Source organism: Dorea sp. Marseille-P4042 (assembly GCF_900290215.1).
GTDB classification, from domain to species: Bacteria; Bacillota; Clostridia; order Lachnospirales; family Lachnospiraceae; genus Dorea; species Dorea formicigenerans.
The window spans coordinates 436173-446741 of the sequence record NZ_OLMI01000001.1 but is presented as its reverse complement, the minus strand read 5'-3'; the positions used below and the strand labels follow the sequence as shown (position 1 = coordinate 446741).

Here is a 10569-nt window from a genome sequence, read left to right as displayed (position 1 = left end):
CAAGAATGCCTCGGCATTCTTGAATGGCAGGGGGGCGGCCTTGAAAGGAGTAAAAGTATGGCAGAAGAAAAGAAAGGTTTTTTCAGACGACTTGTCGATGGTCTCACAAAGACAAGAGATAATATTGTGTCCAGTATGGACAGTATTTTTAACGGATTTACACATATTGATGAGGACTTTTATGAAGAACTGGAGGAAGTCCTCATCATGGGCGATCTCGGAGTTCAGGCAACGTATGATATTCTGGACAAATTAAGAGAAAAGGTAAAAACCCAGCATATCAAAGAACCTGTTGAATGCAGACAAATCCTGATTGACAGCATCAAAGAGCAGATGGACGTCGGAGAAGCTGCTTATGAATTTGAAGAGAGAACTTCGGTGGTCATGGTCATTGGAGTGAATGGTGTCGGAAAGACAACTACGATTGGTAAATTAGCTGGAAAACTCCGCAGTCAGAATAAAAAAGTTGTGCTGGCTGCCGCAGATACATTTCGTGCTGCAGCGGGAGAGCAGTTGAAAGAGTGGGCGAACCGTGCACAAGCAGAATTGATCGGAGGCCAGGAAGGTTCTGATCCTGCAGCCGTTGTCTATGACGCAGTTGCAGCTGCCAAGGCAAGACATGCCGATGTACTTTTGATTGATACTGCCGGACGGCTTCACAATAAGAAGAATCTGATGGAAGAGCTTCGTAAAATGAATAAAATCATTGACCGTGAATTTCCGGACGCATATCGTGAGACACTGGTAGTGCTAGATGCCACAACAGGTCAGAATGCACTTGCTCAGGCAAAGGAATTTAATGAAGTTGCTGATATTACCGGTGTTATCCTGACAAAAATGGATGGAACTGCAAAAGGTGGTATTGCAGTTGCAATCCAGGCGGAGCTTGGTATTCCGGTAAAATATATCGGTGTCGGCGAGACGATTGACGATCTGCAGAAATTTAATTCTGATACATTTGTAAATGCATTGTTTGATGTAAAAGGAGAGAATGAAGTATGTTAACATTAGAAAAATTTGAAGAGGCAAGCGAAATTGTAAAAAACGTAACTCTTCCGACGAAACTGGTATACAGTGAAAACTTAAGCCAGCAGACGGGCGGTAAGGTTTATCTGAAGCCGGAAAATATGCAGTATACAGGAGCTTATAAAGTGCGTGGCGCATATTATAAGATCAGCACAATGTCTGAAGAGGCAAGAGCAAAAGGACTGGTGGCTGCATCAGCCGGAAACCATGCACAGGGTGTTGCATACGCAGCACAGAAATTTGGATGCAAGGCTACAATCGTTATGCCAACAGTAACACCCTTGATCAAAGTAAATCGTACAAAAAGCTACGGCGCAGAGGTGATTCTTTACGGAGATGTCTATGATGATTCCTGTGCGTATGCCGAAAAACTGGCCCAGGAGCGCGGAAGTACATTTGTGCATCCGTTTGATGATCTGGACATCGTAGCAGGTCAGGGGAGTATTGCAATGGAAATTGTGCAGGAGCTTCCGACCGTCGATTATATTCTTGCGCCAGTTGGCGGCGGCGGATTGATTACAGGTGTATCTACACTTGCAAAAATGTTGAATCCAAAGATTAAAGTGATCGGTGTTGAGCCTGCTGCTGCGCCAAGTATGACAATGGCACTTGCTTCTGGCGAGCCGGCCACATTGGACAGTGCAAATACCATAGCAGACGGTACTGCAGTAAAACGTGTCGGAGACCACATTTTCGAGTATGCAAAGAAGAACATCGATCAGATGCTGACTGTAGAAGATGATGAGCTTGTCGGAGCTTTCCTCGATATGGTCGAAAATCATAAAATGATTGTTGAGAATTCCGGACTGCTGACAGTTGCAGCACTCAAGCAGTTAGATTTGAAAGGAAAGAAGGCGGTTGCAATTTTAAGTGGAGGCAACATGGATGTTATCACAATGTCTTCCATTGTACAGCATGGACTGATTCAGAGAGACCGTATCTTTTCGGCATCTGTATTACTTCCGGATAAACCGGGACAGCTTGCGCTTGTTGCTCAGACGATTGCTGATGCCCAGGGAAATGTTATTAAACTGGAACATAACCAGTTCGTTAGCACCAACCGTAATGCTGCCGTGGAGCTTCGTATTACAATGGAAGCTTACGGTACAGAGCATAAGAACCAGATTATGAAAGCTCTGGAAGAAAAAGGATTCCGGCCAAGAGAGATCGGTGCAAAATTGTATTAGCTGGGAGTTAATCCCCCAGCTGATATAGCCTCCGGCAGGATTGCAGAGGTGCGCAGTAGAAGTATGTCATGCAATTGCATGACGCGCACCTTGCAGCAAGAATGCCGAGGCATTCTTGAATAAAAATAGCATAGAAGAGAAAACCAGAAAGAGCAAGATTCAAAAAAAGTTTCGGGTTTTCTCTTTTTGCTATGGGATTTTTGAAGGATTTTTGTTTTGTCTCTTGACATATGAGATTGGATTGTATACAATTATACACGAAGTGCATTATATAAAAAGAAAGGTGACTTTTTAGTGTCAGAAAGATTCCAGGAGGTCACGAAGAAGGTTAAAATTATGGAAGAGTATCAGGACCGTTCTCTTAGAGGAAGGGTATTTGAAAAATTGAGGGAGGATATTTTATCTGGTGTCTATAAGGATTGTGATGAACTTAGGGAGATTACAATCGGTGAGGAGATGGGAGTCAGCAGGACTCCGGTCCGTGAGGCACTTAGGCAATTGGAACTGGAAGGACTTGTAAAGATTATTCCTAATAAAGGAGCCTATGTAACAGGTATTACGCCGAAAGACGTTCAGGATATTTACATGATTCGTTCTATGTTGGAAGGTATGTGCGCCAGATGGGCGACAGAGCACATCACTCCAGAACAGATTGAGCAGCTGGAAGAAATTGTTCTTTTATCTGAGTTTCATTTGAAAAAGGATAAGGACAAAGTTGTTCAGGTGTCAGATCTTGACGGTAAATTCCATCATGTTCTATATGAAGCATCCAACAGCCGGATTATGGAACATACGTTATCGGATTTTCACAAATATGTAAAGATGGCACGTATGTTGTCTGTAGGCGCAAAAAACCGGGCTGAGAAGTCCATCGAGGAGCACAAGGCAATTTTGGAAGCAATCAAAAAAGGAGATGCTGATGAAGCGGAAAGACTTGCAAATCTGCACATCATGCATGTAATGGAAAATCTTCATATCGAAATTGAAGATTAATGTTTCAAATTAAAAGAATCATATAAGTAAAGTTTATATAGTGGCAGGAGGACAAAAACATGGCGAAAATTAAAATGACAACACCAATTGTAGAGATGGACGGAGATGAGATGACAAGGATTCTCTGGAAGATGATCAAAGAACATCTTCTGAATCCATTTATTGAGCTAAATACAGATTATTATGATCTTGGACTTGAACATCGTAATGAGACGAATGATCAGGTTACATTTGATTCCGCAGAAGCAACAAAGAAGTACAAAGTAGCAGTAAAATGTGCAACAATTACACCGAATGCTGCGCGTATGCCAGAGTATAATCTGAAGGAAATGTGGAAAAGCCCGAATGGTACCATCCGTGCAATTTTGGATGGAACTGTATTCCGTGCACCGATCGTTGTAAAAGGAATCGAGCCATGCGTTAAAAATTGGAAAAAGCCAATTACCATTGCAAGACATGCTTATGGTGATGTATATAAAAATACAGAAATCAAGGTTCCTGGACCTGGAAAGGTAGAGCTTGTGTATACAGGAGATGATGGAACACAGATCAAAGAACTTGTCCACAAATATGACGGACCAGGGATTGCTCAGGGAATCCATAACCTCTGTGGTTCTATCGAGAGCTTTGCCAGAAGCTGCTTCAATTACGCATTAGACACAAAGCAGGATCTCTGGTTCGCAACAAAAGATACAATTTCTAAGAAATATGACCACACATTCAAAGACATTTTCCAGGAAATCTTTGATGCAGAATATAAAGAAAAATTCGATGAAGCCGGTATCGAATATTTCTACACATTGATTGATGATGCTGTAGCGCGTGTTATGAAATCTGAAGGAGGCTACATCTGGGCATGCAAGAACTATGATGGAGATGTTATGAGCGATATGATTTCTTCTGCATTTGGTTCTCTTGCCATGATGACATCCGTGCTTGTATCACCGGAAGGATATTACGAGTATGAAGCTGCTCACGGTACAGTACAGCGTCATTATTACAAGCATTTAAAAGGTGAAGAAACTTCTACGAACTCTGTTGCAACAATCTTTGCATGGAGCGGAGCTCTTCGTAAACGTGGTGAACTGGATCAAAATCAGGAGCTGATGGATTTTGCAGATAAATTAGAGAAGGCAACGATTGATACAATTGAGGAAGGAAAGATGACAAAAGATCTGGCTCTTATCACAACACTTCCGAATCCAACAGTGTTAAACAGTGAAGACTTTATTAAAGCGATTGCTGAAAAGTTAGTATAGAAAGAGTTGAAATGCATGGAATACTGGGATATTTATGATAAAAACAAACAGCTGACCGGGCGAAAAATGAAGCGCAATGACTGGTGCCTGAAAGAGGGTGAGTATCACTTGACAGTGTTAGGTGTGATCCGCCGTCCAGATGGAAAATATCTGATTACCCGCCGCGTTCTGACAAAGGCATGGGCACCAGGCTGGTGGGAAGTTTCCGGAGGCGCTGCACAGGCAGGCGAAAGCTCCGAGGAAGCGGTACGTCGTGAGGTACTGGAAGAAACAGGATTGGATGTAAATGGCTGTGTGGGCGGTTATATGTTTACCTATCACAGAGAAAATCCTGGAGAAGGCGACAATTATTTTGTAGATGTTTATCGTTTTGAAAAGGATTTTAAAGAAGAAGACCTGCATCTTCAGACAGAAGAGACTGCAGGATATAAGATTGCAACAGCTGATGAGATCAAGGCTCTGGCTGACAAAGGAATCTTCCTGCATTATGATAGTATCAAACGTGTTTTTGAAGAGTAGAAAAATGAGCTGGCTTATTCGGCCAGCTCTTCCCATTTTTCATATAAAGTTTCAAGTTCAGTGTCAATTTCTGCACGTTCTTTCGCAAGTTCCTGACATTTTACTGAATTCGTATAAACTTCCTCCTGCGACATCAGAATATCAATTTCAGCACTTCTATCTTCCAGAACACCGATTCGTTCTTCTGTCTTTTTGAATTCATTAGCGCGTTTCCGTTCTTTTGCCTGAGCTTCTTTTTGTTCCTGCCAGCTTAACTTTGAATCAGAGGCCAAGTCAAAAGCTGCAGAAGAGGAATTATTTTCTAAGCGAGACGTATTGGAGTATGCGGCTGTCAGTTCTTCTTTTTTCTCAAGATAATAATCATAATTTCCAATATAATTTACAAACGTATGATTAACAAGATCCATGATACGTGTTGCAGTCTGATTGATAAAGTAACGGTCGTGTGAAACATAAAGAACCGTTCCTGTGTATTTATTCAGTGCATGTTCCAGAATCTCTTTTGATGTAATATCCAAATGGTTGGTCGGCTCATCGAGAATCAGGAAGTTCGCTTCAGAAAGCATCAGCTTTGCAAGGGACACGCGTCCACGTTCGCCACCGCTTAAGTCACCAATAAGTTTAAATACATCATCTCCGGTAAATAAAAATGCTGCCAGCACTTTACGGATCTGCGTGTTATTAAGATTAGGATAGTCATCGGAAATCTCCTGGAAAATAGTTTTTTCCATATGCAGAACGTGATGTTCCTGATCGTAGTAACCAATCTTTACATTAGAACCGAGACGGAAACTTCCAGAATCAGCTTTGAGTACCTGATTTAAAATCTTAAGGATTGTTGTTTTTCCGGTTCCATTGTCTCCAATGATCGCGACATGTTCCCCTCGCTTGATTTCGAAGCTGATATTTTCAAATAAAATCTGTGGTGGAAATGCTTTGCTTAAATGCTCGACAATTAAGACATCATTACCGCTGACACAGGAAGGTTCCAGTGTTAAGTGCATATCTGTATGCAGTTCCATCGGTTTTTCAACCGGGGTCATCTTATCCAGCATCTTTTCACGGCTTTCTGCACGCTTAATGGATTTTTCACGGTTGAAGGAGCGAAGCTTTTCAATGACCGCTTCCTGATGCTTAATTTCCTGCTGCTGATTCAGATACTCTTTCATTCTGGCTTCGCGGAGCATTTCCTTTTTCTTGGCGTAATCTGTATAATTGCCCATGAAAGTGGTAAGCTTGCCCAGTTCGATCTCGACGACTTTTGTTACAACCCGGTTCAGAAAATACCGGTCATGAGAGACAATCAGTACTGCACCAGGATAATTCAGAAGATAAGTTTCCAGCCATGAGATGGAATTTAAATCCAAATGGTTGGTGGGCTCGTCCAAAAGCAGAATATCCGGCTTTGTGAGGAGCAGTTTTCCGAGAGAGACACGGGTTTTCTGACCTCCGGATAAAGTCGCGACCGGTTTTGCGAATTCTTCTTCTGTAAATCCAAGTCCTTTTAAAACACCAGTAATCTCACTTTCGCAGGCGTATCCATTTTCACGTTCGAATGCTGCTGTGAGCCGCTGGTATGTATTCATACGTTCTTCCAGACGTTCGCCGCTTAAATGCTTCATTTCCTGTTCAATCTCACGAATCTGCCGCTCCATGTCGAGAATATCGGCTTTTGCAGTGCGTACCTCTTGATAGATCGTATGGTCATTATTCATATCCTGATGCTGTGCCAGATATCCCATCGTCTTGCCGCGTGTCAGAACAACATTGCCGCCGTCCGCCTGTATCTCACCAACGATCATCTTAAGAAGTGTTGTCTTTCCAGCACCGTTCGGTCCTACGAGAGCTGCTTTTTCGTGGTCTTCTATATGAAAGGAGCCGCCGGAGACAATTACTTCTTCTCCAAAGGCTTTTTTGATATTGTGACATGCAAGTATCATCCTATCCTCCTTGATAAAAATCCTGTGACTTTGAGAAATAAAGATGCCGCAGGGCTGCGACCGGCGCTGCGACCGCATAATTTTGGCATCATCTTATACTATTATAACGAAAATACTACAAAAAACAACTAAAAAGTTTGACATTATACTAACGATTGCCTATAATAATGAGTAGAAATTTTTGAAGGAAGGAGGTGCGGATCATGCAAAACAGGGGAATTTCACAGGCAGTTATCCGTAGATTACCCAGATATTATAGATACCTTGGGGAGCTGATCGAGCAGGGAGTAGAACGAATCTCTTCCAATGAGCTTAGTAAAAGAATGAAAGTAACAGCTTCCCAGATTCGTCAGGATCTTAATAATTTTGGTGGATTCGGGCAACAGGGGTATGGCTATAATGTAAAATATCTGTACTCAGAAATCGGAAAAATTCTTGGATTGGAACAGGATCATAATATTATTATTATTGGTGCTGGTAATTTGGGGCGTGCACTTGCGAACTATGCATCATTTGAAAAGCGGGGATTTATCTTAAAAGGATTGTTTGATATCAATCCGGAGCTTGACGGGCAGGAAGTTCGTGGTGTTCCAATTCATATGATGGACGAGCTTCCGAAATTTGTAGATGAGAACAGTATCGATATTGCAGCATTGACGATTCCAAAGGATGAGTCAATCAAAGTCGCAAAATTTCTGGCAGATCACAATGTTCACGGAATATGGAATTTTGCACATACAGATCTGAATCTCCCGGAAAGTGTGATTGTTGAGAATGTACATTTATCCGAGAGTCTGATGAGGCTGTCATATAATATATGCCGCTACAAGGAAGAACATAATTAAGGAGATAACGTGTAAAGACAGGTTTGTTCAGATAGCATCCTGGCTTTGCACGTTTCTTTCTATCAGGAGGAATCAAAACTATGAGATATTTGCCAGATGCTAAACAGATGAAAACGGCAGATTCATTTACGATAAATGAACTTAAAATCCCGTCCCTGGAACTTATGGAACGGGCTGCCAGAGCATGTGTAGATCACATTAAAGACTGGAAAATTAATTTAAATAAAATATGTGTCCTCTGTGGTTCTGGAAATAATGGCGGGGACGGCTTTGCGATTGCCAGAATGTTTGCATGGGAAGGGTGTGACGTAACAGCAGTTCTGGTCGGAAACAGAGATCACTGCACACCAGAGACTGCCTATCAGATAGAACAGTTGAAAAATACAGGAGCACAGTTTAAGGAGCAGTTTGAGCAAGAAGCATTTGAAAGTGAACCGTATACTTTAATTATCGATGCAATTTTTGGAGTTGGACTTTGCCGGGAGGTTGGAGGCAGATATGTGCAGATTATAGAGTGTGTGAATCAGTCTGATGCAGTCCGTATGTCCGTGGATATTCCTTCCGGAATTTGCGCAACTACAGGAAATGTATTAGGAACTGCAGTGCGTGCAGACTATACTGTGACAATTCAGGAGACGAAAGTTGGTCTTGTACTTGATCCGGGAAGAAGTTATGCAGGAATCTGTGTATCCGAGGATATCGGAATTGTATCACTTCCACTGGAAAGAGATGAGGAAACAGTTTGTACACTGGAGGGAAGTGATTATGCAGCACTTCTTCCGAAACGAAATGCGGACTCTAATAAAGGAACTTACGGAAAGCTTCTTATGATCACCGGAAGCAAAGGTATGTCAGGTGCTGCATATCTTGGCGCACTTGCAGCTTACAGGACAGGTACCGGGCTGGTGCAGATCTATACTGCTAAAGAGAATCGCGTGATCTTACAGAGTCAGATTCCGGAAGCGATCATTACAACTTATGAAAAATATGATGTCAATGAACTACATCGCTTGATTGACTGGGCAGATGTCGTAGCTATAGGTTCCGGACTTGGAACAAAGAAGACTGCAAGGAAGATTTTAAAAGAAACGATTGCATATACAAAGAAACCTTGTGTCATAGATGCAGACGGACTCAATATTTTGTCTGAACATATGGATTATCTGTGTGGTGCAGATTGTGAACATTTTATCTTTACACCGCACATGAAAGAATTTGAACGGATCAGCGGTTTGAAGATTGCTGAAGTAAAAAAAGATCGTATTGCAGCACTTCGTACATTTGTTAAAGAATATGACGTTACCTGTGTACTGAAGGATTCCAGAACAACCATTGTAAAGCCGAGAGAGCGGGTAGCGGTAAATCTATCCGGCTGTGCGGCTATGGCAAAAGCCGGATCCGGGGATGTGCTGGCAGGCATTATCGCATCGTATCTCGCACAGGGACTTTCTGAATGGGAAGCAGCGCTTCTCGGTGTTTATATTCACGGAAGAGCTGGTGAGATTATAGAGAAGGAACAAGGCGCATACAGTCTTCTCGCAAGGGAACTTGCACAAAAGGCAGGAACAGCCATGACGATACAGGAGGAAAACTAGATTATGAAACAATACAGCAGAGTATGTGAACGAGTGGATCTGGATGCAATTTTTTATAATTTCCAGATGATGAAAGCAAATATCAAAGATGGGGTACAGATGATTGCAGTTATCAAAACAGATGGATACGGACATGGTGCAGTCCAGATTGCCCGGTTACTGGAACCGGTAGACTATATCTGGGGCTACGCGGTTGCAACACTGGATGAAGCTGTCGTCTTGAGAAAAAATGAAATAAAAAAACCAATTCTTGTGCTTGGATGCATTTTCCCGGATCAGTGGGAAGCAATGATTGAAAATGAAGTCCGGATGACCACTTACACAGTAGAAATGGCGAAAGGAGTTTCGAATCTTGCGGTCAAAATGGGAAAAGATGCATATATTCATATTAAGCTGGATACCGGAATGTCAAGACTTGGTTTCCAGATTCATGAAGACAGTGTAGATGCAATTGAAGAAATTTCAAAAATGCCGGGACTTAAATTAGAAGGAATGTTCACACATTTTGCAAAAGCAGATGAAACAGACAAGGCATATACAGATGTTCAGATTGGAAAATACAACTATATGCGTGATGAACTTAAAAAGCGAGGTGTCACATTTCCGATTTACCACTGCTCAAATAGTGCCGGTATCATTGATATTAAGAAAGCGAACATGGATCTGGTACGTGCCGGAATATCCATTTATGGATTGTATCCTTCCGAGGAGGTAGAAAAAAAGAATGTTCCGTTAAGACCGGCCATGGAACTGATCAGTCATGTCTCTTATGTAAAGACAGTTCCGGAAGGAACTCCGGTCAGCTATGGCGGAACCTATGTGACAGAAAAAGAGACTTCTCTTGCGACCATTCCGGTCGGCTACGGAGATGGATATCCCAGAAGTCTTTCTAACAAAGGTTATGTACTGATCCATGGCAAAAAAGCACCAATCCGCGGAAGAGTTTGTATGGACCAGTTTATGGTCGATGTGACAGATATTCCAGATGTAAAATTTGGTGATAAAGTAACACTGGTCGGTAAAGATGGTGAAGAATTTCTTCCGGTGGAGACTTTAAGTGATCTGTCTGGAAGATTTAACTATGAATTTGTCTGTGATCTAGGAAAGAGAATTCCAAGAGAATACATTCAGAATGGGCAGGTCACAGAACAGGTCGATTATTTTGATGTGTAGATGTGTAGATGTGTAATAGTAAGAAAGGGTAA

The 10569-nt window shown here is 42.0% G+C and carries 9 protein-coding genes; 8 read left to right on the top strand and 1 reads right to left on the bottom strand.

Going from position 1 to position 10569, the window contains the following annotated elements; translation table 11 throughout:
• Positions 1-57 precede the first annotated feature (57 nt).
• From ftsY to C7E02_RS02335, 5 genes are all read left to right on the top strand, one after another.
• Positions 58-1005, top strand: coding sequence for a signal recognition particle-docking protein FtsY (gene ftsY / locus C7E02_RS02360; RefSeq protein ID WP_022278961.1), 948 nt, complete (start codon positions 58-60; stop codon positions 1003-1005).
• Positions 999-2213 (top strand): threonine ammonia-lyase, encoded by a 1215-nt coding sequence (gene ilvA / locus C7E02_RS02355; protein WP_105308723.1) that lies wholly within the window; start codon positions 999-1001, stop codon positions 2211-2213. The genes ftsY and ilvA overlap by 7 nt, the downstream gene beginning before the upstream one ends.
• Before the next feature lie 336 nt (positions 2214-2549).
• Positions 2550-3206: a GntR family transcriptional regulator gene (locus C7E02_RS02345; RefSeq protein ID WP_005336501.1), complete on the top strand. Its 657-nt coding sequence runs from the start codon at positions 2550-2552 to the stop codon at positions 3204-3206.
• A gap of 59 nt (positions 3207-3265) precedes the next feature.
• Positions 3266-4465 (top strand): NADP-dependent isocitrate dehydrogenase, encoded by a 1200-nt coding sequence (locus C7E02_RS02340; protein ID WP_005336500.1) that lies wholly within the window; start codon positions 3266-3268, stop codon positions 4463-4465.
• Between the two features lie 15 nt (positions 4466-4480).
• Positions 4481-4984 carry an NUDIX hydrolase gene (locus tag C7E02_RS02335; RefSeq protein WP_105308721.1) on the top strand — a complete coding sequence of 168 codons (504 nt, stop codon included), beginning with the start codon at positions 4481-4483 and terminating at the stop codon, positions 4982-4984.
• Positions 4985-4998: 14 nt separating this feature from the next.
• On the opposite strand, the gene C7E02_RS02330 is transcribed toward C7E02_RS02335, so the two are convergent.
• Positions 4999-6924 (bottom strand): ABC-F family ATP-binding cassette domain-containing protein, encoded by a 1926-nt coding sequence (locus C7E02_RS02330; RefSeq protein WP_105308720.1) that lies wholly within the window; start codon positions 6922-6924, stop codon positions 4999-5001.
• A 203-nt stretch (positions 6925-7127) separates the two neighbouring features.
• Here C7E02_RS02330 and C7E02_RS02325 point away from each other — a divergent pair, with 203 nt between their 5' ends.
• The 3 genes from C7E02_RS02325 to alr all read left to right on the top strand — a co-directional run bounded on the left by C7E02_RS02325 (position 7128) and on the right by alr (position 10537).
• Positions 7128-7769 carry a redox-sensing transcriptional repressor Rex gene (locus C7E02_RS02325; protein ID WP_005336497.1) on the top strand — a complete coding sequence of 214 codons (642 nt, stop codon included), beginning with the start codon at positions 7128-7130 and terminating at the stop codon, positions 7767-7769.
• 80 nt (positions 7770-7849) lie between these two features.
• Positions 7850-9364, top strand: coding sequence for an NAD(P)H-hydrate dehydratase (locus tag C7E02_RS02320; RefSeq protein ID WP_105308719.1), 1515 nt, complete (start codon positions 7850-7852; stop codon positions 9362-9364).
• Positions 9365-9367: 3 nt separating this feature from the next.
• Positions 9368-10537, top strand: a complete 1170-nt coding sequence (gene alr, locus C7E02_RS02315) for an alanine racemase (RefSeq protein ID WP_022278966.1) — start codon at positions 9368-9370, stop codon at positions 10535-10537.
• The last annotated feature ends 32 nt before the right edge of the window (positions 10538-10569 follow it).